Below are 23,597 nucleotides of genomic sequence, written 5' to 3' on the forward strand. Positions count from 1 at the left end.
TACGATTCTTGGGCGGGGCGAACGGCCTTCAGGCAAGCGCGGCCAGCACGTGCTCCGCGGAACTCACCCGGAACTCGCCGGGCGATTCGACATGCAGCTGCCTGACCACCCCATCCTCGGCATACAGCGCGAAGCGCTTGGACCGGGTGCCCATGCCGTACCCAGTCGCGTCCATCTCCAGGCCCAGGGCGCGGGCGAAGTCGCCGTTGCCGTCCGACAGCATCATCAGGCCGTCCGGGACGTGCTGGTCCTCGCCCCAGGCATGCATCACGAAGGGGTCGTTCACCGCCATGCAGGCGACCTCGATGCCACGCCCGCGGAAATCGTCGAAATGCTGCACGAAGCCCGGCAGGTGCTGCTCCGAGCAGGTCGGCGTGAAGGCTCCGGGGACCGCGAACAGGACGACTTTCTTGCCATCGAACAGGGTGCGGGTGTCGATCGTCTGGACCCCGTCGTCGATGTGCTTGAGGGTGACTTCGGGGATGCGGTCGCCGGGCTGGATGGTCATGCGGGTCTCCTTTGGATGAATGGAGTCTGGACGCCGGCGCGGTAACGCCGCGTCAAGGGCCCTTGAAACCGGCCGGCCCGATTCCTACGTGGGTAGGCATGGCGGCAGCGGGCCGTCGTTCCAGACTAGCAGGAGGCAATCATGCGCAATATCGTCCGTTACCAGCAGCAGTGGCCGGGCCAGTCGATGCTGCAGGATGAAATCAAGCAGGTCTTCGACCGCTTCTTCCAGGCCGGGGACGACCAGGACGAATCGTCCGTGGTCACCAGCCAGTGGGCGCCACTGGTCGACATCAAGGAAGAGGCCGAGCGGTTCGTGATCCACGCCGACTTGCCCGGCATCGATCCGTCCGACGTGGAAGTCTTGATGGACAAGGGCATCCTGACCATCAAGGGCGAGCGCCAGAGCGAAAGCAACGAGCAGACCAATCGCTACAGCCGCGTCGAGCGCCGGTACGGGAGCTTCCACCGCCGCTTCGCGTTGCCGGACAGCGCCGACCCCGATGGCATCGAGGCCAGCGGCAGCAATGGCGTGCTGACCATCACCATCCCCAAGCGTCCGGAGACCAAGCCGCGTCGCATCCAGGTGGGTGCGGCTGGCACGCGGCAGTAAGCGGCGTCACCCGGAGATGATTCCGGCGCGTTAACCTTGCACGGCCCGTGGAATCCACGGGCCGTGCGTTTTCCTGCCGCCGCCCGCGCATTGCGGGCCCGTTCCGGCGGCGGCGACCCAAGGGACCACCATGCAGTTCAAGGACTACTACGACACGCTGGGAGTCGAACCCAATGCTGGCGAGGCGGAGATCAAGTCCGCCTACCGCCGCCTGGCGCGCAAGTACCATCCCGACGTCAGCAAGGAACCGGGTGCCGAGGAGCAGTTCAAGGCCGTCAACGAAGCCTACGAGGCGCTGCGCGACCCGGAGAAGCGCAAGGCGTACGACCAGTTGCGCACGCGCGGTTATCGACCGGGCGACGAAGTGCAGCCGCCGGGGGGCTTCGGCGGGGGCTCGGGCGACTTCGATTTCGAGGAAGTCTTCGCCGGCGGCGGTGCCGGTGGCGGGTTCAGCGACTTCTTCGAGAGCCTGTTCCGCCGCGCGCACGAACAGCAGGGGGCACCGGGTGCCGGACCGCATGTGCGGCGCGCGGGGCAGGCGCCCAGGCGCGATACGCGGGCGAAGTTGGCGGTCTCGCTGGAGACCGTGTATCGCGGCGACAACGTGCGGGTCACGGTCAACAACCGCACGCTCGACATCCGCATCCCGCAAGGCGTGCGCCCGGGGCAGGTCATCCGCCTCTCCGGACAGGGGCACCAGGGGGGCAACCTGCTGCTCGAGATCGAATACGCCGCCCACCCCATGTTCGAGGTCGATGGCCGCAACATCATCCACACCTTGCCGGTCGCGCCGTGGGAAGCCGCCCTGGGCGCGAGCGTGAGCGTGCCGACGCTGGGCGGTACGGTCACCTTGAAGGTGCCGGCCGGTTCGGAAGCGGGTCGCAAGCTGCGGCTCAGGGGGCGTGGCCTGCCCGGTGGCGGGTCTGGGCCCGCGGGCGACCAGTTGGTGGAACTGGAAATCGAGGCGCCCGTGCCGCGCGACGAGGCGCAACGCAGTGCCTACGAAAAACTCCGGGACGAATTCGAGGGCGACTGGCGGCGAGGATGAATCCAGCCGGACCGCGAGGGGCTCAGGCCGCGGCCGGCTCGGGTGGCGGGTCGGCGTCGCCACCGGATGCCGGGATGGCGGCGATGATGGCTTCCGACAGTTCACTCTCGCTGAAGGGCTTCGTGAGGTAAGCTGTCGCACCCTGTCGCATGCCCCAGACTCGGTCGGTGTCGAGGTCCTTGGTCGTGACCAGGATCACCGGGATGTGCCTGGTGGCCGGGTCCCGCGTGATGGCGCGCGTCGCCTGGAACCCGTTCAAGTTCGGCATCACCACGTCCATCAGGATCAGGTCGGGCAGTTCGCATTTCGCCGACTCGACGCCTTGCGCACCGTCCTCGGCGGTGAGGGCCTCGTGGCCGAGCTTTTCGACGATGCGACGGATGCCCATCAGCTGCGACGGCGAATCGTCGACGATCAGGATGCGCGCCATGGAGTGTCCCCGGTGAATGCGCCCCGATTGTAGCCGCCATCGGGGCATCCGCAACCCGCCGACCGGGTCACAAGGCCACCAGCGTTCGGCCCAGCGAGCCCCCGCCCAGCATGCCTTCGAACACGTCTGGCAACTCGTCCAGCGAGACTTCCCGGGTGCAGATGCGTTCCAGGTGCCGAGGCTTCCAGTCATCGGCCAGGTGCGCCCAGACCTGCTCGCGGATATCGCGCGCGGTACCGGCCGAGGCGATGCCCAGCAGGGAGACGCCGCGGATGATCCCCGGCATCACCGTGGTTTCGAGCACATGCGTCGCGGCGAGCCCGGCGCTGGCGACGTTGCCGTAGGGCGCGGTCTGCGCGAGCAGGCTGGCGAGCATCGGCCCGCCGACGTTGTCCAGGCCGCCGCCGAAGCGCACCGACTCCATCGGGCGCGTGGTCGCCAGCGCGTCGCGGTCCAGCACCTCGCTGGCCCCGATGTCCCGCAGGTACCCGGCGTGTTCGGGTTTGCCGCTGACGGCATGCACTTCGAAGCCGGCGCGGCTGAAGATGTCGACCGCCAACGAGCCGACGCCGCCGGTGGCACCGGTCACGCACAATGGGCCCAGGTCCGGCGTCTGCCGGTTGTCCAGCAAGCGGTAGAGGGCCAGCGCCGCGGTGAAGCCGGCGGTGCCCAGGATCATGCTTTCGCGCAGGCCAAGCCCGTTCGGCAGCGGGATTGCCCAGCGCGACGGGATCCGCGCGTACTCGGCATAACCTCCGTCGCGCGTCTCGCTCAGGCCGCAGCCGGTGGCCAGGACCGCATCGCCCTCGCGGAACCCCGGATCGCTGGAAGCCACCACGTGTCCCGCCACGTCGATGCCGCCAACCAGCGGGAACGTGCGCAGGATCTTCCCTTCGCCGGTGCCCGCCAGGGCATCCTTGTAGTTGACCGAGGAGTAGGCGGTCCTGATGACGATTTCGCCGGCGGCAAGATCTTCGAGGCCCACCTGCTCGATGCCGCTGCGATAACCTGCCGCGTCGTGGTGGATTCGGAAGGCGGCGAAACGGTCTGGAATGGGCATGCGGATGTTCCCGGATCGGCAGGACGGCGGCGTGGAAGGTTAACGCAGGCCCTTTGGGAACCTGGCGGTGACCCCTGCCATGGGTCGCCCAGGGCGCCCGGTCGCAGCGTGCGTGGCCACGCAGCCCGGTGCCACCGCGATCCAGGCCCGGATCATCGCAATCCCCCGGAGCGTTGGGTGTCGAGCCACTTGCGCGCCTGCGCCGGGGTGTAGGTGCGCAGCCAGCCGAACAGCACGTCGAGGTCGTCGCCATGCCAGAGGTCCTCGCGCTGGTCGCGGTGCAGGAAGCCCTCGTCGACCATGCGATCGACCATCGCCATCAGCGGCGCGTAGAAGCCATTGACGTCGAGGAAGGCGCAGGGGCGTTCGCCGAGCCCGAGCTGGCGCCAGGTCAGCATCTCGAACATCTCGTCAAGCGTGCCGAAGCCGCCGGGAAGCGCGATGAATGCATCCGACAGGTGGAACATGCGCGCCTTCCGGGTGTGCATCGAGTCGACGATCTCCAGCCGCGTCACGTCGTGGTGCGCGACCTCGCGGTCGACCAGCTGCTGGGGGATTACGCCGATGACCTCGCCGCCGGCGTCCAGCGCCGCATCGGCGACGATCCCCATCAGCCCGACGTTGCCGCCGCCATAGACCAGGGCGAGTTTCTCGCGGGCCAGCCGCGAGCCCAGCTGCCGGGCGCGCTCGGCGTAGGCGGGCTTTCCGCCGGTGTGCGAGCCGCAGTAGACGCAGACCGCCTTCACGGCGCCGTCCTCGTCATCAGCCACTGCACCACGCTCACCCCAGCGAAGCCCGCCGCGCCCGCCATCGCGAACGCCACCCAGGCCTGGACTTCGTGCCGAAGCGCGAAGGCCAACACCAGGAAGAACGGCAGGCTGCCGAGCACGAACCAGAAGATCGCCATCGCGAGGTCGGCGACGGCGCGGGGTTCGCGGGTATCGAAGTACAGCCAACCCAGGACGAGCAGGGACGTCAAGGGCAGGGAGGCCACCAGTGCCCCCAGCCAACCCGTGCGCTTGGCCAGCAGGGACGCGACGACCACGAGGACTACCGTGACCAGCACCTTCAGCAGGAACTGTGGATTCATGGCGGTTCCTCCCGATGCTTGGCGTCGTGGGGATCGATGCGAGCAGCGCCGCCTGCGTCGAGGCAGGCGAGGCTCAGTTCGCCTTGTGGATGGCGCGCTTGTCGACCGCCATCGCGGCGTCGTGGATCGACTCGGACAGCGTCGGATGGGCGTGGCAGATGCGGGCCAGGTCGTCGGCGGAACCCTTGAACTCCATCGTCAGCACGCCTTCGTGCACCAGTTCGGACACGCCGACGCCGACCAGGTGCATGCCAAGCACGCGGTCGGTCTCCGCATGCGCGATGACCTTGACGAAGCCGGCGGTCTCGCCCATCGCGACCGCGCGGCCCAGCGCCGCGAACGGGAAGCTGCCGGTCTTGTACGGCGTGCCTTCGTCCTTCAGCTCGCGCTCGGTCTTGCCGACCCAGGCCAGCTCCGGTTCGGTGTAGATCACCCAGGGGATGGTGTCGTAGTTGACGTGGCCGGGCAGGCCGGCGATCAGCTCGGCGACCATGATCCCTTCCTCGAAGCCCTTGTGCGCCAGCATCGCGCCGCGCACGCAATCGCCGACCGCCCAGACGCCGTCGACGCCGGTGTGGCAGTGCTTGTCGACCTCGATCCGGCCGCGGTCGTCCAGTTTCACTTCGCAGTCCTCGGCCAGCAGGCCCTTGCTCGCCGCCTTGCGGCCGACCGCGACCAGCAGCTTGTCGAACACGATGGCCTGGTCGCCGTCCTTGTCGCTGTAGCTGACGTGGACTTCGGTGGCCTTGCCTTTCTTCTTCAGCTCGCACTTGCCGACCTTGGCGCCGAGCTTGATGTCCAGGCCCTGCTTCCTGAACTCCTTGAGCGCGACCTTCGCGGCTTCGCTGTCGGCCGCCGCCAGGAAGTCCGGGAGCGCCTCGAGCACGGTGACCTCGGCGCCGAGACGACGCCACACGCTGCCCAGTTCCAGCCCGATCACGCCGGCGCCGATCACGCCCAGGCGCTTGGGCACGCTGGTGAAGTCCAGCGCGCCGACGTTGTCGACGATGTGTTCTCCGTCGAACCTGGCGAACGGCAGCTCGATCGAATCGGAGCCTGCGGCCAGGACCACGTTGGTGCCCTTGAGCTCGACGACCTTGCCGTCGTGCCCCTCGACCTTGACCACGTTGCCCTTGTGCAGGGTGCCGAAGCCGTAAAAGGGCGTGACCTTGTTGGCCTTGAACAGCATCGCGATGCCGCCGGTGAACTGCTTCACGATCTTGTCCTTGCGGCCGACCATCGTGCCGACGTCCATCTTCGGATCCTTGGCGGTGATGCCGTGTTCGCCGAACAAGTGCTGCAGGTTCCAGAAATTGCGCGAGGAATCCAGCAGCGCCTTGGACGGGATGCAGCCAACCCGCAGGCAGGTCCCGCCCAGGGCAGGCTTGCCGTCCTTGCCCAGGCCGGCATCGATGCAGGCGGTCTTCATGCCCAGCTGCGCGGCGCGGATCGCGGCGTGGTAGCCGGCGGGGCCGGCACCGATGACGATGACGTCGAATTGCTGTTGCTCGCTCATTGCGGTTGTCCTTGCTTCAGCCCTTCTCCCGCATGCGGGAGAAGGTGGCGCGCAGCGCCGGATGAGGGTGTGTCAGGCGAGGACTGTCTCTTAGCGAAAAGCAGGGTCCTCACCCCAACCCCTCTCCCGCGGGCGGGAGAGGGGCTAAAGCATCACATTCCCAGCAGCATGCGGTGCGGATTCTCAAGCTGGTTCTTGATGTCGACCAGGAACAGCACCGCGTCCTTGCCGTCGATGATGCGGTGGTCGTAGGACAGTGCGATGTACATCATCGGCGCCGCGACGACCTGGCCGTTCTCGACGATGGCGCGCTCCTTGATGGCGTGCATGCCCAGGATGGCCGATTGCGGCGGATTGACGATCGGGGTGGACATCAGCGAGCCGAAGGTGCCGCCGTTGGTGATGGTGAACGTGCCGCCCTGCAGGTCCTCGAGCTTCAACCCGCCCTCGCGCGCGGCGGTGGCGTAGTCGGCGATGGCCTGCTCGACCTCGGCGAAACCCATCCGCTCGACGTTGCGCAGCACCGGCGTCACCAGGCCGCGATCGGTGGACACCGCGATCGAGATGTCGGCGTAACCGTGGTAGATGATGTCGTCGCCATCGACCGAGGCATTGACCGCAGGATGCCGCTGCAATGCGTTGGCGGCCGCCTTGGCAAAGAAGCTCATGAAACCGAGCTTGATGCCGTGTTCCTTCTGGAACTGTTCGCCGAGCGCCTTGCGCATGGCCATGACGTTGCCGAGGTTGACCTCGTTGAACGAGGTCAGCATGGCGATGGATTCCTTGGACTGCATCAGCCGTTCGGCGATGCGCTTGCGCATGCGCGTCATCGGCACGCGCTCCTCGGGGCGCGCGCCGCCCGAGACGCCACCGGTCCTGCCGCTGGCGTAATTCAACAGGTCTTCCTTGGTCACCGCGCCGCGTCGGCCGGTGCCCTGGACCTGCGAGGGATCGAGGCCTTCCTTCTCGGCGGTGAAGCGGGCGCCGGGCGGCAGGTCGCCCGTCTTGCTGCCTGCGGTTGCAGGGCTGGACGACTTGGCGGCTTTCGCCGGCGCCTCGCCCTCATCCTTCTGCTGCGTGGCCTTGTCGCCGGCCTCGTCCGCCTTGGCGGTCTTGTTCCCGGCCTTGTCGCCCGAGTCGCTGGCGACCGCGCCTTCCTCGATCACCGCGATCACCTGCTGGCTGGTGACGGTGTCGCCTTCGGCGAACCTGATTTCCTTGAGCACGCCGTCGACGGTCGACGGGACCTCGAGCACGACCTTGTCGGTTTCGAGGTCGACCAGGTTTTCGTCGCGCCTGACCGTGTCGCCGGCCTGCTTGTGCCAGGTGGCGATGGTGGCGTCGGAGACGGATTCCGGAAGGACCGGGACTTTGATTTCGGTGGCCATGGGTGGCGTCCTGGGAGAGTCGGTATGCAGGGATTATTCGGCGTGCGTCTTGCCGTCGAGGGGATTGACCAGGGCGTCGGCGATCAGCTGCTGCTGCTCGGCGAGATGGTCGTTGAAATGGCCGGCGGCGGGCGACGGCGAGCGCAGGCGGCCGGCGTAATGCAGCGCCTGCCCGGGTGCCAGGCAGTGGTCCAGGTGGTGCCGGATCTGGTACCACGCGCCCTGGTTCTGCGGTTCCTCCTGGCACCAGACCACGTCCGGCGCCTTGGCGTAGCGCTTGAGCTCGACCGCCAGCTGTTCGCGGGGAAAGGGGTAGAGCTGTTCCACGCGGATGATCGCGATGCCGTCCATCTCCTGGTCGTGGACCTGTTCCAGCAGGTCGTAATAGACCTTGCCCGAACACACGACGACGCGCTTGACCTTCTTCGGGTTGGCCTTGCCATCGGGGATCAGGTGCTGGAACCCGCCGGTGGCAAGCTCGTCCAGCGACGAAACCGCCAGCTTGTGGCGCAGCAGCGACTTGGGTGTCATCACCACCAGGGGCTTGCGCGTCTTCATGCGCATCTGCCGCCGGATCATGTGGAACGCCTGCGCCGGGGTGGTGGGCACGCAGACCAGCATGTTCTCCAGCGCGCACAGCTGCAGGAAGCGCTCCAGCCGTGCCGAACTGTGCTCGGGTCCCTGGCCCTCGTAGCCATGGGGCAGGAAGAGCGCGAGCCCGCACAGCCGCTGCCACTTGGCCTCGCCGGAGGACAGGAACTGGTCGATCACGACCTGCGCGCCGTTGGCGAAATCGCCGAACTGCGCTTCCCAGATGTCGAGGGTGCCCGGGTCGGCGGTGGAGTAGCCGTACTCGAACGCCATCACCGCCTCCTCGCTGAGCAGCGAGTCGATGATGGTCGCGTCCGCGGGGTCCTTGGCCAGGGCCTTCAGTGGCACGTACTCCTGCAGGGAGTCCTGGTCGTGCAGCACCGCGTGGCGATGGAAGAACGTGCCGCGCCCGCTGTCCTGACCGACCAGGCGCAAGCGGTCGCCCTCGTCGATGAGGGTGGCGTAGGCGAGGTTCTCTGCGAAGCCCCAGTCGGCCGGCGTCTCGCCCGCCGCCATCTTCAGCCGCTCGGCGTAGATCTTGGCCACGCGCGGATGCAGGCTGATCTCCTCCGGGACGGTGTTGATGGCTTTGGCCAGCCGGTCCAGCGTCTTGCGGGCGACGCTGGTGTCGACGTCGTCGCCGAGCTTGCCCGACAGGTAGGTCTGCCACTCGAGGTGGTGCGGGTCCGGTTCGACGTCCGCCAGCTCGGTGGTGACTTCGCCGGCGTCGAGCTTGTCGCGGTAGTCGTCGATCACCGCCTGCACGTCGTCGCGTTCGAGCACACCCTCGGCCACCAGGCGCTCGGCGTACAGGTCGCGGGTGGTCTTGTGCGCACGGATCGTCTGGTACATCTGCGGCTGCGTGGCGGCCGGCTCATCGGCCTCGTTGTGCCCGTGGCGGCGGTAGCAGACCAGGTCGATCACGACGTCCTTGCCGAATCGCTGGCGGAAATCGAAGGCCAGTTGCGCGCAGAACACGACGGCTTCCGGATCGTCTCCGTTCACGTGGAGGATCGGCGCGCCGATCATCTTGGCCACGTCCGTGCAGTAAAGCGTGGAGCGTGCGTCTTCCCGGGCGCTGGTGGTGAAACCGATCTGGTTGTTGATGACGATGTGCACCGTGCCGCCGACCGCGAACCCGGCCGCCTGCGACATCTGGAACAGCTCCATCACCACGCCCTGTCCCGCGAACGCGGCATCGCCGTGCAGCAGCACCGGCAGCACCTGCCTGCGTTCCTTGTCGCCGCGGCGCTGCTGGCGCGAACGCACGCTGCCGACCACCACCGGGCCGACGATCTCCAGGTGGGAAGGGTTGAACGCCAGCGCCAGGTGCACCGGACCGCCGGGCGTGGCCAGGTCGGCGGAGAACCCCATGTGGTACTTGACGTCGCCTGTGTGCGCGCGATCGTCGGTCTTGTGGTGCTCGAACTTGCCCTCGAACTCGTCGAACAGCCGACGCGGCGACTTGCCCAGGGTATTGATCAACACGTTCAACCGGCCGCGATGCGCCATGCCGACGACGATGTCCTTCATGCCGTCCGTTCCGGCGCGGCGGATGAGGTCGTCGAGCAGGGGAATCAGCGAGTCGCCGCCCTCCAGCGAGAATCGCTTCTGGCCCACGTACTTCGTGTGCAGGTAGCGCTCCAGGCCCTCGGCGGCGGTGAGGCGCTCCAGGATGCGACGCTTGTCGTCCTCGTCGTGCCTGTAATCGCCGGCGGCGGCTTCCATGCGGTCGTACATCCAGCGCCGCTGCTCGGCGTCGGTGATGTGCATGAACTCGGCGCCGATCGGCCCCGTGTACGTCGCCTTCAACAGCTTGAGCAACTCCCCCAGCGGCATCCGGTCACGGCCGGCGACGCCGCCGGTGCTGAACTCGGATTTCAGGTCCGACTCGGACAGGCCATGGAAGGCGAGGCCGAGGTCGGGGGCTTCGGGCTTCTCTACCAGGCCCAGGGGATCGAGCTCCGCGCCCAGGTGGCCGCGCGAGCGGTAGGCGGTGATCAGCTTGCCGACGGCGCGCTCGCGGGCGTCGCCGGTGGCGGCCGTGACCGCCTGCCCGCGGTTTGCGCGCCGGCCTGCCGCGGCGACCGCATCCATGATGGCGGAGTGCGGGACGTCACCGGCTGCTCGCCCGCCGAGCTCGTCGAACCACGCCTTCCACTTGCCGTCCACGCTGTCCGGATCGACGAGGTATCGCTCGTAGAGGTCCTCGATGAAGGCGGCATTGGCCCCGAGTTGGGAAGACTGCGCAAACTGCTTCAGAAGACTGTCCACGTCTGGCGTATGGGCTCGATGGAAGGGCGATGTGGGGACGCTGGGCGGCAGGTGCTTGCCGGGGATTCTGCGAAAGGCCGTGCAAGCGCCTGATCCGGCGAGGGTTTGGACCCGCCGGGACGTGTCGGCGCACAAGAGCGGGAATTATAGCCGTTGCGCTTGTGGCGGCGCATCATCCGCCCTTGATGCATGGACGACGGGCAGGGACGTCGACCCCGCCGACCCGCCCGCTCAAATCCCCAGCGCACGCAGTTCGGAGCACGGCCGTGAGCGTTCCCAGGCGGACTTGAAGCCGTCGGCCAGCTGGCGTGCCCTTCCGGGCGCGTGGCGCTCGGCCTCTCCCTCGAAACGATGGCCCAGCGCGCGGTAGTAGTAGCCACCCGCGTCGTTTGCCATGAAGGCGGCCGCCTGGGCGCGGTCGACGGGGTCGGAGACTTCGCGGAAGGCGAACACGCTGGGCAGGCGTTGCGCCAGACGGAGCAGGGGCGCGTGCGTCCGCGCCGGCACGCTTGCGTCGTGCAGCAGCACCTGCACTTCGAGCCCGGGCGTGCGGCGCGTGGCGAGTTCGCGGAACGCGTCGAGGAGCCTTCGGTCGTCGAACAGCCCGGGGTCCAGGGTGCGGCTGTGGACCCAGAGCCCGCGGCGTGCACCCGTGACCAGGTCGCTGGCCACGGCGATGGCGGCCGCCCGATCGATGACCGGCTGCGGCTGGTCGAGCGCAAGGCGCATCTCCTGGTGTTCGATGCCGGCCTCCATGAAGCGCTCGCCGTGGGCGACGAAGCCATGGCGCCGGTAGAAATCGACCGCACCGGCCTGGGCGTGCAGGAAGACCTGCGTCCAATCGTTTTCGCGCGCCCTGCGCAGCAGGGCCTGCAACAGCGCCGCGCCCACACCGGCGTTGCGCCAGTCCGACAGCACCGCCATGCGCCCGATCTTGCGTTCCGGGGTCATGCGTGCGGTCCCGATCGCGTGGCCGTCCGGGTCGAAGGCCAGGACATGGGTGCATTGGGGGTCGGCGGCGTCGAGCTCGATGTCCAGCGGTACGCCCTGTTCCCGGACGAAGACCGCCTCGCGCACGCTGCGCAGCAGGGGCAGGGCGGTGGCGTAGTCGTCGACCAGCGTGACGCGGAAGGGTCCGATCATGCCGTCATCGCTCGTCCGGCTCCGCGCTGGCGAGCAGGTAATGCCCCTGTTCCACCAATGCATAGACGCAGTCGCGTCCTGCCCCGGACAGGGCCGCGTAGCCGGCGCCGTCGATCGTCTGGGCGGCGGCAAGCCTGCGGGCGTCGCGGACGCCCATTCCATAGGCCTGGCCGGACACGTACAACCGCGCGGCGCGGGCGGACTTGCGCCACGCCACCCGTGCCCATGGGTGGCGGTGCAGGACATGCCCGTTCTGCAGCGCCCACTCCACCTCGATGCGGGGGGGCGGCTGTTCCGCCTGGGTCACCACGCCGGCGCTGCGATAACGGGTGATGAAACCCCCGAACCAGTCCCCGAGCGCCTGCGGATCGTTCATGCGCAGCTGGTTCAGCGCCTCGACCACCCGGCGCATCGCCTCGCCGTCGATTTCGTTGGGATCCGCCGGCGGCGCGAGGTCGCCATCGGCGTAACGCTGCGACTCATCGGCTTCGGCGGCCAGGGTGTCGATGTAATCGCCCATCAGTTCCGCGGCCGACGGTGCGCGCATGCCGATCGAGTACGTCAGGCAGGGATCGACGGCCACGCCGTGGTGGGGCACGCCGGGTGGCAGGTAGAGCATGTCGCCCGGGTCGAGCACCCAGTCGTGGGTGGGCGAGAATTCGCGCAGCAGCTTGAGCTCGACGTCGTCGCGGAAGTCCAGCGGCGGCGCGGCGGACGCGTCGATCTGCCATCGCCGCCGGCCCTGGGCCTGCAGCAGGAAAACGTCGTAGTGGTCGACGTGGGCCCCCACCGATCCGCCGGTGGCGGCGAAGCTGACCATGATGTCGTCGATGCGCCAGCGCGGGATGAACCCGAACGACGGCAGCAGGCCCGCGACGTCGGCGTCCCACTTCTCGACATCCTCCACCAGCAGGGTCCAGTCACGGTCGCCCAAGGTCGGGAACAGCGCTTCGTCGAAGGGGCCGTGGCGCACCATCCAGCGGTCCGCGTCGCGGTCATGCGCGACGATGCGCGACCGCGCGGCCGGTTCGCACGCCAGGCCGGCGAGGTCTTCCGGGGTGATCGGCGGAACCGCGCCGCTTGCGGCAAGTTCGGGGAAGGCGCCACGCACCAGCAGCGGTTGCTTCTGCCAGTAGTCGCGCAGGAAGTCCGCCGGAGGCATGCCGAGGGGCGCCAGCTGTCCGGCGTGGACCTCGAGCCCGTCCGGGGCATGGGTCGCGGTGGACCGTGGGACACGTGCAGGCTTCCGGCGCTGCTGACGCGTCTTTGACGGTGTCGCGGGGGGACGTTCCTGGCTCATCCTTGCAAGGGGGACGGCTCAGATGTCCCGGGCCAGCGTTTCGGCCAGGCCCGTGTAGGCGGCTGGCGTCAGCGCTAGCAGGCGTTGCCGGTCCGGCGCAGGCAGGTCCAGGCCGGCGATGAACTCGCGGAGCGACGTCTCGTCGATCCCTTGGCCGCGCGTCAGGGCCTTCAGCTGTTCATAGGGCTCCGGCAAGCCGTGCCGGCGCATGACCGTCTGCACCGCTTCGGCCAGCACTTCCCAGGCCCCGTCCAGGTCGGCGGCGAGTCGCTGCTCGTTGACCGACAGCTTGCCCAGGCCGCGCAGCAGCGACTCGTAGCCGACCAGCGCGTGCCCGAACGCGGTGCCCAACGCACGCAGCACCGTCGAGTCGGTCAGGTCGCGCTGCCAGCGGCTGACCGGCAGCTTCGCCGAGAAGTGCTCGCAAAGCGCGCTGGCGATGCCGAAGTTGCCCTCGGCGTTCTCGAAGTCGATCGGGTTGACCTTGTGCGGCATGGTCGAGCTGCCGACTTCGCCGGCCTTGACCGCCTGCCTGAAGTAACCGAGCGAGATGTAGCCCCAGATGTCGCGGCACAGGTCGATGCAGATGGTGTCGATCCGCCGCTGCGCGTCGCAGATCTCGGCGATGGCGTCGTGCGGTTCGATCTGGGTCGTGTAGGGATTGAAATCCAGGTCGAGCGATTGCACGAAGCGCTTCGCGAACCCGGGCCAGTCGACCTCGGGATAGGCGACGGCATGCGCGTTGTAGTTGCCGACCGCGCCATTGATCTTGCCGGTCAGCGAGATGCCGGCGAGCTGGTCGCCCTGGCGCCGAAGGCGGGCCACGACGTTCGCCAGTTCCTTGCCGACGGTCGTGGGCGATGCCGTCTGGCCGTGCGTGCGCGAGAGCATCGGCACCGCGGCGTGCTCCCGGGCCATGGCGCGCAAGGCCTGGATCACGGCGTCTAGCCGGGGCAGGAGCACCTCCTGGCGTGCCCGGTTGAGCATGAGCGCATACGCAAGGTTGTTGATGTCCTCGCTCGTGCAGGCGAAGTGCACGAACTCCAGTGCCGGGCCCAGCGCCGCATCGTCCTTCAGGCGTTCCTTCAGGAAATACTCGACGGCCTTGACGTCATGGTTGGTGGTCGCCTCGATCTGCTTCACGCGCGCGGAGTCGGCTGTGGAAAAACCGTCGGCCACCGCCCGCAGGCGGGCGATCGCCGCCTCATCGAAAGGAGGCAACTCTGCGATCCGCGCTTCGCCCGCCAGCGCGAGCAGCCATTCCACCTCGACCCGGACCCGTGCGTGGATCAGGCCGTGCTCGGAAAAGATCGGTCGCAGCGCATCGACCTTTGCGGCATACCGCCCGTCGAGCGGGGACAGGGCGAGCAGTTGGGTTTCGACGGCTTCGGGCATTTCCAGGCGTCATCCGGGGACAGGCGCTCATTCTACAGCGGGCAACCCATCCCACTGCTCGCCTCGGCGCCTCGTCGGCGACGCCGACGGGCGGCCTGCCATGGCACCCGCGGTGCGCAACGCCCTGGCCGCCGGCAGGCGTATGCTCGTGAGCAGGAGGGTTCCAGCATGGCGAAGAAGACATTCCGTCGCGTCCGCGACAGCATGGGCGAACTCGAAGTCCCCATCGATGCACTGTGGGGCGCGCAGACGCAGCGCGCGATCCAGAACTTCCCGATTTCCGGCCAACCGATGCCGCGCGGGTTCATCCGTGCGCTGGGGCTGGTCAAGGCCGCCGCGGCCGAGGTCAACGGCGCGTTCGGCTTGTTGCCCAAGTCGCGTGCGACGGCGATCCGTTCGGCGGCGATGGCGGTCGCCGAAGGTAAGCACGACGCTCAATTTCCCATCGATGTCTACCAGACCGGATCCGGGACATCGTCGAACATGAACGCCAACGAGGTCATCGCGACGCTCGCGTCGCGTGGCGGCGGCAAGCCCGTGCATCCGAACGACGACGTCAACCTCGGCCAGAGTTCCAACGACGTCGTGCCCACCGCGATCCGCGTCTCGGCGGTGCTTGCCGCCCATGAAGACCTGTTGCCTGCGGTCTCGCACCTGCGCTCGACCATCGACCGGCGCGCGAGGCGGCTTGGCAAGGTGGTCAAGACGGGCCGTACCCACCTGATGGACGCGATGCCGTTGACATTCGCGCAGGAACTGGGCGCCTGGTCGGCGCAATTGGCGTCTGCGCAGGCGCGGATCAAGGACAGCCTGGCGCGCCTGCGCCGTTTGCCCATCGGCGGCACCGCGATCGGTACCGGCATCAACGCCGATCCGCGGTTCGGCAAGGCCATGGCCAAGTCGTTATCGGGCCTGGCGGGCGTGGCGTTCGCGTCTGCGGAGAACAAGTTCGAGGGCATCGCCTCGCAGGACGACGCGGTCGAACTGTCCGGGCAGCTGAACGTACTCGCCGTGGCGCTGATGAAGATTGCCAACGACCTGCGCTGGATGAACTCGGGTCCGCTGGCGGGGCTGGGCGAGATCGAGTTGCCGGCGCTGCAGCCGGGCAGCTCGATCATGCCCGGCAAGGTCAATCCGGTGATCCCGGAGGCGACCTGCATGGTGTGTGCCCAGGTGATGGGCCACCATGCCGCGATCACCGTGGCCGGCCAGAGCGGCAACTTCCAGCTCAACGTGATGCTGCCGCTGGTCGCGGCCAACCTGCTGGACGGGATTGGCTTGCTTGCCAGCATCATGCGTTTGCTGGCCGACGAAACCATCGCCGGACTGGAGGTGCGCCGCGATCGGGTGAACGAGGCGCTGGCGCGCAACCCGATCCTCGTCACCGCGCTCAACCCGATCATCGGCTACGAAAAGGCCGCCGAGATCGCCAAGCAGGCCTACAAGCAGGGTCGGCCGGTGCTGGATGTCGCCGTCGAGGCGACGGGCATGGGCAAGGCGGAACTGCGCAAGCTGCTGGATCCCGCGAAGCTTGCGCGTGGGGGCGTGGGCTCAAGCGAGCGAGGCTGAGTCCCCGGCGCGCAGGGCAGCTACCGTCAGCGCGACGGCGCTGCCTCCTGGTCGGTCGTCGTGGTGGCCTTGCCGCCCGTCTGGTCGGCGGGCGAATCGTTGGTCGCCAGACGGCTGGATTGCGCAACGGCTCGGATCGAGTTGCGGACGCCGTCTCGGATGCCCGATCGGATTTCTTCACGCAACTCGGCGCGACCCACCTTCGTGGCGGCGCCATCCTGGCTGCCATTGCAATCGTCGATGTCGCCTTCGTCCATCGTCGCGTAGGGCGCGAACTCGGGCAGCGCCGCGGCGAGCTGCCGTTCGCTTGCGAGCAGGGCTGGCAACTTGTCGCATAGCTGCTGCGCGGCCGCCTCGATGGCTTCGCTTTCGGCAGCCATGCTCTGTTCGATTTCCTCCTCGGACATGCCTGAGAAGATACCCTTGACCGCATGGCCCATCGCCTTGCCGGCGATGTCCGCGCCCTGTGTGCCGATGTCCATGCCGCTTTCCGCGACCGCGATCAGGCTCTGCCGATAGTCCTTCAACAGCATTTTTTGCGCCGGGTTGGTCGCGACCGGGCGCCCATCGATCAGCAGTTCACCCTGTGGGGTGATTTCCGCCTTCGCCAGGCCCTCGGCACCCTTCGAAAGGGAGATGTTGCTGTTCCTCAGTTCATCGCGCGCCTTGTCCATGGCCTTGTCCACCACGCCGCCGAGCAGGGAGTCGCTTGCATTGTCGTTCCCTGTTCCAGACCGATCCGGAGACTGTCCGGGATTGCATCCCGCGAGCGCGATGGCGCAAGCGAGCAGGGCGGCACGGAGGGATCGGGAGGTCGACGTCATCATGGGCTACTGGCCTTCACTGGGTGGGGCGGGAGGGAGCATGGGCGCTGGCGGGATTCCCGGCAAGTTCGCGGCGCAGGACGATCCGCGCTGCCGCGGATCGTCCCCGGGGGTTCATTCCGCGAGTTCGCGATGCCGGCGCAGATGGATCGCGCCGAAGATCATCGCGGCGCCGGCAACCACGCCGGCCCACAACTGCGTGGTCAGCAGCGTGGAGTAGACGGAGCGAAGGTCGAACAGTGAACGGATCGCACCTGGCCCATCCATGTCCATGGCTTCGATGCGCGCGACGTCCAGCCAAGTCAGCGGTGCGACGCTGAACAGCATGCGGGCGACGACGTTCTTCCAGAACCAGGTGCTGCGCAGGTCGAACGCCTGCATCACGTCGAACCAGGTGATGAAGAGCCCGGCGAACAGCGGGATCATGATCGCCCAGAGGAAGGGCTTGCTGCGTGCCCAGGACGAGCACAGCAGGAGCCAGCCGACGGTAGGCAGCATCCAGAGCGCGTACACCGGGATCGCCGCGACCAGTTGCCCGACCAGAGTCAGCGGGCTCCCCGGACCCCAGACGAGCTGGACCGGATTGCCGCCATGCAGCAGCACGAAGGCGCTGATCAGGAGCAGGAAACCGAACATGGTCACGATGGCCGCGGCGGTGGCGAGGGCGGGCGCGACGAGGGTGGCGCTCACGACCTTCGACAGCACGGTCTCCCGGTCCGACAGCGGCAGCGACTTCCAGAACAGCACGCTGCGGTCCTTTCGTTCGTCGTACAGCGCGCCCAGGCAATAGAAGAACAGCACGAAGCCGAGCACGATGAACGGCCAGCTCGAGGCCATCAGCAGGCTCAGGTCGATGCCGTCGGCGAGGTGGCGCGCCTCTTCCGGTCCGATGTGCTGGGTCAGCTTGCCCAGGTCGAGGGCGTTGATCATGATCCGCTCGCCGTCGACGTTGATCGTCTGGGCACCTGCCCTGCGGCCCATGACCTCGGCGACGATCAGCGCCATCAGCGTCAGCAGCAACGAGATCCCGCCGGCGACCAGGGGCGCCCAGAGGAAGCCGCCCTTGTGCTCCCAGTACTCGCGCTTGAGCAGCAGGGCGAAACGATGCGTCTGGTGCGCCGGCGCCTTGCCGGCGGGCAGGGTGGAGGCTTGGGCGTTCATGCGTAGGTTCCTTTCATGGTGGCCACGAACAGGTCGGCCAGGCCGGGGATGCGGGTTTCGCCCAGCGGGGCAAGGGTGCTCCTGGGCACGCCATCGAACAGCATCACGGTCTTGCCGAATGCCATGGCGCGTTCGTCGACGGGCTGCAGGCCGCGGGCCTGTTCCGTGTGCTCCGGGTCCGCGAGCAGCTCGACGAAGCGTTCGCCGACCTCGTCCATGGACGCGTCCAGCACGACCTTGCCGTCGCGGATGAACATCACGTCGGTCAGGATGTTCTCGACTTCCTCGACCTGGTGGGTGGTGATCAGGATGGTCTTCTGCTCGTCGAAGTAGTCCTCCAGCAGCCGCTGGTAGAACTGCTTGCGATACAGGATGTCGAGGCCGAGGGTGGGTTCGTCGAGCACCAGGAAGCGCGCGTCGATCGCCATGACCAGCGCCAGGTGCAGCTGCACGATCATCCCCTTGGACATCTCGCGCACGCGCATGCCTGGCTTGAGTTGGGTGTTGGCCAGGAAGCGTTCGCAGCGGGCGCGGTCGAAGCGCGGGTGCACGCCGTCGACGAAGTCGATGGCTTCGCGTACCCGCATCCAGCGCGGCAACACGGCGACGTCGGCGATGAAGCAGACATCCTTCATCAGTTCGTCGCGCTCCGTCCGCGGGTCGCGGCCCAGGACCTTCAGGTCGCCCTCGAAGGGGATCAACCCGAGCATGGCCTTGAGCGCGGTGGTCTTGCCGGCGCCGTTCGGTCCGATCAGGCCGATGATCCGACCCGCCCCGATCTCGAACGACGTGCCGTCCAGGGCGACCTTGTTCTTGTAGGCCTTGCGCAGGTTCCTTGCGTTGACCACGGTGCCGCCGTCGACGGCAGCGCCCGGGACCGCGCCTTCATCCATCCGGAAATCGGTGTTCATGCCGTACCCCCGTTGCGTGCGATGGGATTGAGCAGGTCTTCCATGGACAGCCCCAGTCGCTGGATGCGTTCCAGCACCAAAGGCCACTCCTCGGTCAGGAAGCGCTCGCGCTCATTGCCGAGCAGTTTCTTCGACGCCTCTTCGGTGACGAACATGCCAAGTCCCCTGCGTTTTTCGACCAGCGCCTCGTCCGCCAGCTCCTGGTAGGCGCGCGAGACGGTGATCGGGTTGAGTTGGTATTCGGCGGCGACCTGCCTTACGGAGGGCAGGGCATCGCCGGGCTTGAGTTCTCCGTCGAGCATCATCGCGATCACGCGCTCCTTTAGCTGTCGGTAGATCGGAGCGCCGTCGCTCCACTGGATGGAAGTCATGACTCAGGCTCCGGTGCCATCGCGCAGGCCGTGCGCGAATGAGAAATAGGGGGTGGCGAACGCGCTGCGCGAGTTCCTGCGCGTGCGGTCCGGCTTGGGGTCGTCTTGCATGGCCGACGAACCCGCGCTAGCCGCCGATTCGATCTGCGCGATGGCCGCGGACAGCGCTGCGTCGGCGGCGACTTCGGTGACGAAGGAAGCCGTATGCGCGAGCAGTTCGCAGGTGTCGGTGGCCTGAAGCAAGTCCGATTCGAACCGCTGCGAGCGTGCCGCCAGCCTCGCCGAGCGTTCGGCCGGCGCGCCGGAGGCGCTCCCAGTCGGAGGCGCGGTCTCCACGCCGACGGCATGCCGCATGGCAGCGGCTTCGGTCGGGGCGGAGGTCAGCGGCGTGGCGACCAGGAGGCCTGCGACGAGGACCAAGCCGGTCGTGGAGAGCGCCAACAGCGTGTTGTGGAGCTTGCGGTTCATGGCAGGGGTCCTGCGTTGGGTCATCGGTGTTGTATGTAACTATAACACCAAAACAGAGTGCGTCAACCCCGAAGCGGCTTTTTTTTGACCCAACTAAAGTCATGGTCCATGACGCCTCGGCGGGGTGTTAAAACCTCCATGAAATTCAGTCACTTGTCCGTTCCAGCCAGGGCCGGATGCGGGCCTGTCTGCCGCTGCCACCGTTGGTAGGGTCTTGAGGCTCGCGGCGGCACCGAAGGCTTGCAGGGAATCGAAGTCCGGGCCACTGGAGTTCCGCTCCGGCCCAGCTCACCGACGCCGCCCCGCAGACCGACCACTGTGTAACCAGGCGGAGGGCGTGGGTGGTCTGGTTCGCCGGTCGCCAGGTGCGCGAATGCCGCGCGGCGACGCGCCGGGCCGGGGTCCTTCATGCGCGCACGCCTCGACGCGATTTCCGTAGACACTGAACGCGGGACTGCCCTGTGATTGCCGGCGCAGCGGCGGATCGCGACAATAGGGGGTTAGCGGACGCCGCTCACGGCTGCCGCCCCCCACGGATCTGGAGTCCACCTGGATGAAACCCTTGCTGCGCGCCCTCGTCGCGTTGTCGATGCTTGCGGCCATAGGCCCGGTCCCGTCGGCACTGGCCCAGGAGAACGGCGTGCTTACCACCGAGCGCGAGAAGATCGGCTACATGGTCGGCATGGACGTCGGCCGTTCCATCGCACCCGCCGCCCCCGACCTGGATCGGGCTGCCTTCGAACGCGCCGTGCGCAATGCGTTCTCCGGCGGACAGCCGCTGCTCACCGAGGAAGAAGCCAAGGCTGTCGCCCCGGCGCTCATGCAACGCATTGCGTTGCGCAACGGCCAGCCGGTTCCGGGGCTGGCCCCCGGTGTCGAGCCCCCGGCGGTGCCGAAGGACAAGGTCGGGTTCCTGGTGGGCGCAGACGCGGGCCGATCGCTTGCGCCCATCCGCGACGAGTTGGACGTCAGGGTATTCATGCAAGGCGTGGCCGATGTGCTGGATGGCCGCAAGCTGCAACTCACCGACCAGGAGGCCGATGCCCTGCGCCAGTCCTTCTCCGCGCGCGTCCGGACCAAGCTGCAGGCCGAGGCCGCCGCCGCGGGCCGGAAAAACGCGTCGGAAGGTGCGGCGTTCCTTGCCAGGAACAAGGCCACCAAGGGCGTGTTCACCACGCCGTCCGGGTTGCAGTACATGGTGCTCCGCCAGGGCGCCGGCCCACGGCCGCGTCCCGATGCCAACGTGCGCGTCCATTACCATGGCACCCTGTTGGACGGCACCGTGTTCGACAGTTCCTACGACCGCGGCCAACCCGCCGAATTCGGACTGGACAAGGTCATCGCCGGCTGGACCGAAGGACTGGGACTGATGCCGGTGGGTGCCAAGTACCGGTTCTGGGTCCCCAGCGAACTTGCCTACGGAGACCGTGCCGGAATGGGCCCGATCGGCCCGAACTCGACGCTGGTCTTCGATGTCGAACTGCTCCAGATCCTCTGAGCCGCCTTGCCATCTTGCGTGGCGCCGTTAGCCACGCAAGTCCCCCTTCTTCCAGGAGTACCCGCATGACCCTCTCCCCACGCGCCTTCACCGCCAGCCTGCTGAGCGTTTCGTTGGTGTTCGCCATCGCCGCCTGCAAGCCCGTCGACAGCGATGCCGAAGCCACTGCCGATGGCGATGCCGATGCGTCGCCTGCCGCCGAGGCGGCGATCCCCGGACTGAAGACCGACAAGCAGCAGGTCAGCTACATGATCGGCATGCAGATCGGTCAGTCGCTGCAGCCGGTCAAGGACGAAGTCGACTTCGACACCGTGATGCGCGCCGCGCGCACCTCCATGGAGGGCGGGAAGCTGTTGATGACCGAAGAGCAGGCGATGAAGGTCGCGCAGAGCTTCGGCGAGCGCATGCAGGCCAAGCAGAAGGCCGAAGCCGAGGCGCTCGGGAAGAAGAATCTCGAGGAAGGCGCCGCGTTCCTCGCCGGGAACGCAGGCAAGCCGGGCGTCCAGTCCACCGACTCTGGTTTGCAGTACCAGGTCCTGCGTGCGGGCGACGGTGCGAAGCCCACGGCCGAGCAGACGGTCAAGGTGCACTACAAGGGGCAGTTGCTCGACGGCACGACCTTCGACAGCTCCTATGAGCGCGACGAGCCGGCGGTGTTCGCGCTGAACCAGGTCGCGCCCGGATGGGCCGAGGGCGTGCAACTGATGCCTGTGGGCAGCAAGTACAAGCTTTGGATCCCGAGCAAGCTGGGGTATGGGGAGCAGGGCACTCCGGGTGGCCCGATTCCGCCCAACGCGACGCTGGTGTTCGAAATCGAACTGCTGGACATCGTCGACACCACCAAGTAAGCGCGGAGTTACCCAATGCGAGTTTCGATCTTCGGCACGGGCTATGTGGGCCTGGTGACGGGCACTTGTTTGGCCGAAGTCGGCCACGACGTGGTTTGCATCGACGTCGATCCGGAAAAGGTGGACGGCCTCAATCGGGGCGTGATGCCGATCTTCGAACCGGGCCTGGCGCCTCTGGTGGAAGCCAATCACGCGGCCGGCCGCCTGCGGTTCACGACGGATGCGGCGGAGGGCGTCGCCCACGGCGAGGTCGTGTTCATCGCGGTCGGCACCCCCTCCGACGAGGATGGCAGCGCCGACCTGCAGTACGTGCTTGCGGTCGCCAAGACCATCGGAACACACATGCACCGGCCCGTGCTGGTGGTCGACAAGTCGACGGTGCCGGTGGGCACGGCGGAGAAGGTTCGCGCGGCGATCGCCGAGACGCTCGCCGCTCGCGGCGTCGACGTCGGTTTCGAAGTCGTTTCCAACCCAGAATTCCTGAAGGAGGGTGCCGCGGTCGAGGACTGCATGCGGCCGGACAGGATCGTGATCGGCGCGGGCAGCGACGAAGCGGTGGAGACGATGCGGCGCCTGTACGCCCCGTTCAACCGGAACCATGACCGGATCGTCGCCATGGACGTGCGATCGGCGGAGTTGACGAAGTACGCCGCCAACGCGATGCTCGCGACCAAGATCAGCTTCATGAACGAAATCGCGAACATCGCAGAGAAGGTCGGCGCCGATGTCGAGATGGTTCGCCTGGGGATCGGGTCCGACCCGCGCATCGGTTGGCACTTCATCTATCCCGGTGCAGGTTACGGTGGGTCGTGCTTTCCGAAGGATGTCCAGGCGCTCTCGCGCACGGCCGGCCAGCATGCCTACGAGGCCGGCCTCCTGCATGCCGTGGAAGCCGTGAACGAACGCCAGAAATCGAAGTTGTTCGAACTGATGTCGCGTCATTACGGAGGCGCCGAACGCCTGGCCGGCAAGACAGTCGCGGTCTGGGGCCTCGCGTTCAAGCCGAACACCGACGACATGCGCGAAGCCTCCAGCCGTCGACTGTTGGGCCAGCTGTGGGATGCCGGGGCGAGTGTCCGGGCCTACGATCCGGAGGCTGGGGCGGAGGCCCGGCGGATCTTCGGCGAGCGGGAGGATTTCCTGCTCTGCTCCAGTTCGGACGAGGCTGTCGAAGGCGCGGATGCCCTCGTCGTCGTGACCGAATGGAAGCAGTTCCGCAGCCCTGATTTCGCCACGCTCGCCGCCAGGCTTGCGGACCGTGTCGTCTTCGACGGGCGCAACCTGTACGACCCCTCCCAGGTCGAAGACGCAGGGCTGGCCTATTACGGCATCGGGCGCGGCCGGTCCCTGCAGCAAGTCGCCCTCGATGGTCGATGAGCTGGAGCAGCGCGTGGTCGAGCTGGAGACCCGGCTCGCCTTCCAGGAGCAGGCGATCGCCGAGTTGAGCGATGCCCTGGCCCAGGCGCGGCTGGAGTCGGCGAATCACGCGCGGCGCATGCAAGAGGCTCTGGACGACCTCAAGCATTCGGGTGGCGATGACCTGGCCGATCCCGCCCAGGAACCGCCGCCTCCCCACTACTGAATCGGGAATC

Annotated in this window: 23 protein-coding genes; 7 read left to right on the top strand and 16 right to left on the bottom strand. The window is 67.5% G+C overall.

Features of this window, described 5'->3' with window-relative positions:
• Positions 1-28: 28 nt before the first annotated feature.
• Entirely contained in the window at positions 29-508 is a 480-nt protein-coding gene (locus ABD970_RS08205) for a peroxiredoxin (RefSeq protein ID WP_345295005.1), read from the bottom strand.
• Positions 509-649: 141 nt separating this feature from the next.
• On the opposite strand from ABD970_RS08205, the gene ABD970_RS08210 reads away from it, so the two are divergent.
• Complete coding sequence (locus tag ABD970_RS08210; protein WP_345295006.1) at positions 650-1,120, top strand: Hsp20/alpha crystallin family protein; 471 nt, start codon at positions 650-652, stop codon at positions 1,118-1,120.
• A gap of 130 nt (positions 1,121-1,250) precedes the next feature.
• On the top strand, positions 1,251-2,168 hold the full coding sequence (locus ABD970_RS08215; protein ID WP_345295007.1) for a DnaJ C-terminal domain-containing protein: 918 nt from the start codon (positions 1,251-1,253) through the stop codon (positions 2,166-2,168).
• A gap of 22 nt (positions 2,169-2,190) precedes the next feature.
• Here ABD970_RS08215 and ABD970_RS08220 read toward each other — a convergent pair whose 3' ends face one another.
• From ABD970_RS08220 to purB, 10 genes are all read right to left on the bottom strand, one after another.
• Positions 2,191-2,598, bottom strand: a complete 408-nt coding sequence (locus ABD970_RS08220; RefSeq protein WP_345295008.1) for a response regulator — start codon at positions 2,596-2,598, stop codon at positions 2,191-2,193.
• Positions 2,599-2,665: 67 nt separating this feature from the next.
• A complete protein-coding gene (locus ABD970_RS08225; RefSeq protein ID WP_345295009.1) occupies positions 2,666-3,658 on the bottom strand; it encodes a YhdH/YhfP family quinone oxidoreductase in 993 nt (330 codons plus the stop codon).
• A gap of 152 nt (positions 3,659-3,810) precedes the next feature.
• Positions 3,811-4,404, bottom strand: coding sequence for an LOG family protein (locus tag ABD970_RS08230; protein WP_345295687.1), 594 nt, complete (start codon positions 4,402-4,404; stop codon positions 3,811-3,813).
• Entirely contained in the window at positions 4,401-4,748 is a 348-nt protein-coding gene (locus ABD970_RS08235; protein WP_345295010.1) for a hypothetical protein, read from the bottom strand. The genes ABD970_RS08230 and ABD970_RS08235 overlap by 4 nt, the downstream gene beginning before the upstream one ends.
• 73 nt (positions 4,749-4,821) lie before the next feature.
• On the bottom strand, positions 4,822-6,264 hold the full coding sequence (gene lpdA / locus ABD970_RS08240) for a dihydrolipoyl dehydrogenase (RefSeq protein ID WP_345295011.1): 1,443 nt from the start codon (positions 6,262-6,264) through the stop codon (positions 4,822-4,824).
• 152 nt (positions 6,265-6,416) lie between these two features.
• Complete coding sequence (gene sucB, locus ABD970_RS08245; protein WP_345295012.1) at positions 6,417-7,652, bottom strand: dihydrolipoyllysine-residue succinyltransferase; 1,236 nt, start codon at positions 7,650-7,652, stop codon at positions 6,417-6,419.
• Between the two features lie 33 nt (positions 7,653-7,685).
• A complete protein-coding gene (locus ABD970_RS08250) occupies positions 7,686-10,517 on the bottom strand; it encodes a 2-oxoglutarate dehydrogenase E1 component (RefSeq protein ID WP_345295013.1) in 2,832 nt (943 codons plus the stop codon).
• A gap of 231 nt (positions 10,518-10,748) precedes the next feature.
• Positions 10,749-11,660, bottom strand: coding sequence for a GNAT family N-acetyltransferase (locus ABD970_RS08255; protein WP_345295014.1), 912 nt, complete (start codon positions 11,658-11,660; stop codon positions 10,749-10,751).
• Between the two features lie 4 nt (positions 11,661-11,664).
• Complete coding sequence (locus ABD970_RS08260; RefSeq protein WP_345295015.1) at positions 11,665-12,822, bottom strand: ribosomal protein uL16 3-hydroxylase; 1,158 nt, start codon at positions 12,820-12,822, stop codon at positions 11,665-11,667.
• A 156-nt stretch (positions 12,823-12,978) separates the two neighbouring features.
• A complete protein-coding gene (purB, locus tag ABD970_RS08265) occupies positions 12,979-14,355 on the bottom strand; it encodes an adenylosuccinate lyase (protein ID WP_345295016.1) in 1,377 nt (458 codons plus the stop codon).
• A gap of 168 nt (positions 14,356-14,523) precedes the next feature.
• Here purB and ABD970_RS08270 point away from each other — a divergent pair, with 168 nt between their 5' ends.
• Positions 14,524-15,924, top strand: coding sequence for a class II fumarate hydratase (locus ABD970_RS08270; protein ID WP_345295017.1), 1,401 nt, complete (start codon positions 14,524-14,526; stop codon positions 15,922-15,924).
• A gap of 26 nt (positions 15,925-15,950) precedes the next feature.
• Here the strand turns inward: ABD970_RS08270 and ABD970_RS08275 are convergent, their stop codons facing one another.
• From ABD970_RS08275 to ABD970_RS08295, 5 genes are all read right to left on the bottom strand, one after another.
• A complete protein-coding gene (locus ABD970_RS08275; protein ID WP_345295018.1) occupies positions 15,951-16,598 on the bottom strand; it encodes a DUF2884 family protein in 648 nt (215 codons plus the stop codon).
• A gap of 264 nt (positions 16,599-16,862) precedes the next feature.
• Positions 16,863-17,909 carry a hypothetical protein gene (locus ABD970_RS08280; RefSeq protein ID WP_345295019.1) on the bottom strand — a complete coding sequence of 349 codons (1,047 nt, stop codon included), beginning with the start codon at positions 17,907-17,909 and terminating at the stop codon, positions 16,863-16,865.
• Positions 17,906-18,802 carry an ABC transporter ATP-binding protein gene (locus tag ABD970_RS08285; protein WP_345295688.1) on the bottom strand — a complete coding sequence of 299 codons (897 nt, stop codon included), beginning with the start codon at positions 18,800-18,802 and terminating at the stop codon, positions 17,906-17,908. The genes ABD970_RS08280 and ABD970_RS08285 overlap by 4 nt, the downstream gene beginning before the upstream one ends.
• 14 nt (positions 18,803-18,816) lie before the next feature.
• A complete protein-coding gene (locus tag ABD970_RS08290) occupies positions 18,817-19,191 on the bottom strand; it encodes a GntR family transcriptional regulator (RefSeq protein ID WP_345295020.1) in 375 nt (124 codons plus the stop codon).
• Positions 19,192-19,194: 3 nt separating this feature from the next.
• The gene (locus ABD970_RS08295) at positions 19,195-19,659 is read right to left on the bottom strand and encodes a hypothetical protein (protein ID WP_345295021.1); all 465 of its coding nucleotides are present in this window, start codon (positions 19,657-19,659) and stop codon (positions 19,195-19,197) included.
• A gap of 553 nt (positions 19,660-20,212) precedes the next feature.
• Here ABD970_RS08295 and ABD970_RS08300 point away from each other — a divergent pair.
• From ABD970_RS08300 to ABD970_RS08315, 4 genes are all read left to right on the top strand, one after another.
• Positions 20,213-21,157, top strand: coding sequence for an FKBP-type peptidyl-prolyl cis-trans isomerase N-terminal domain-containing protein (locus ABD970_RS08300; RefSeq protein WP_345295022.1), 945 nt, complete (start codon positions 20,213-20,215; stop codon positions 21,155-21,157).
• A 65-nt stretch (positions 21,158-21,222) separates the two neighbouring features.
• Positions 21,223-22,005, top strand: a complete 783-nt coding sequence (locus ABD970_RS08305; RefSeq protein WP_345295023.1) for an FKBP-type peptidyl-prolyl cis-trans isomerase — start codon at positions 21,223-21,225, stop codon at positions 22,003-22,005.
• Between the two features lie 15 nt (positions 22,006-22,020).
• The gene (locus ABD970_RS08310; protein WP_345295024.1) at positions 22,021-23,382 is read left to right on the top strand and encodes a UDP-glucose dehydrogenase family protein; all 1,362 of its coding nucleotides are present in this window, start codon (positions 22,021-22,023) and stop codon (positions 23,380-23,382) included.
• On the top strand, positions 23,372-23,587 hold the full coding sequence (locus ABD970_RS08315) for a SlyX family protein (protein ID WP_345295025.1): 216 nt from the start codon (positions 23,372-23,374) through the stop codon (positions 23,585-23,587). The genes ABD970_RS08310 and ABD970_RS08315 overlap by 11 nt, the downstream gene beginning before the upstream one ends.
• The last annotated feature ends 10 nt before the right edge of the window (positions 23,588-23,597 follow it).

It is taken from the genome of Luteimonas vadosa (assembly GCF_039543545.1).
Classification (GTDB): Bacteria; Pseudomonadota; Gammaproteobacteria; order Xanthomonadales; family Xanthomonadaceae; genus Luteimonas; species Luteimonas vadosa.